The organism is Nocardioides dubius (assembly GCF_039528155.1).
In the GTDB taxonomy this organism is placed as follows: Bacteria; Actinomycetota; Actinomycetes; order Propionibacteriales; family Nocardioidaceae; genus Nocardioides; species Nocardioides dubius.
Genome location: NZ_BAAALG010000013.1, coordinates 180,729 through 181,458 on the forward strand (window position 1 = coordinate 180,729; position 730 = coordinate 181,458).

General features: G+C 68.6%; 2 protein-coding genes. Both read left to right on the top strand.

Annotated features, from left to right (window positions below; all coding sequences use genetic code 11):
• Positions 1-75 precede the first annotated feature (75 nt).
• Positions 76-420 (top strand): hypothetical protein, encoded by a 345-nt coding sequence (locus tag ABD151_RS18020; protein ID WP_343996201.1) that lies wholly within the window; start codon positions 76-78, stop codon positions 418-420.
• Complete coding sequence (locus tag ABD151_RS18025) at positions 417-728, top strand: hypothetical protein (protein WP_343996202.1); 312 nt, start codon at positions 417-419, stop codon at positions 726-728. The genes ABD151_RS18020 and ABD151_RS18025 overlap by 4 nt, the downstream gene beginning before the upstream one ends.
• The last annotated feature ends 2 nt before the right edge of the window (positions 729-730 follow it).

The window sequence follows — 730 nt, forward strand, 5'->3', positions numbered from 1 at the left end:
CTCGTGATTGAGATGCCCGCCATGCCCGACGGACAGCGCCAGTCATGGCATGCCCTGATGGACGTGTAACAGACCGTGCCGCACGGGTGGACCCTTGTCGGCGGCCAACTCGTCCATCTGCACTGCGCCGAGCGCGGCGCATCGCCCACCCGCCCCACGAACGACATCGACGCGGTGATCAACATCCGTGCCGATGTCGATCTGCTCGCAAGGTTCACCGGGGCGCTCAAGCGCCTCGGGTTCACGGCCGACACCACCGGTGAGGGAGTCCAACATCGGTGGCGCCTCGACGAGGCCCAGATCGACGTCCTCATCCCCGAGGGCGTGGGCGAACGGTCGGCTGCGCGACTGGGGGTCAACGGCGCACCCACGATTTCTGCGCCCGGGACCACGCAGGCCCTCGCCGTACCGAGGCCGTGAGCGTTCGGGTGGAAGGCCGCGCGGGGACCGTACTTCGGCCGAACCTGGTGGGAGCGCTCGTCGGCAAGGCGGCCGCCCGTACCGAGATCGTCCGCGACCCGGCGAGCTCACGCCACTGCACCGACTTCGCCGTCCTTGCCGGGCTCATCTCCGTCCGCGACTTCCGCGACACGGAGCTGAAGCCCCAGGACAGGAAGCGGCTTCGCACGATGGTGACCTACTGTCGCAGCGATGCGGCGGCGATGGCGATCGAGAACGCCGAAGAGTCGTTCCAGCGTCTCGAGCGTGCAGCGAGGCTGAACGGCTGACC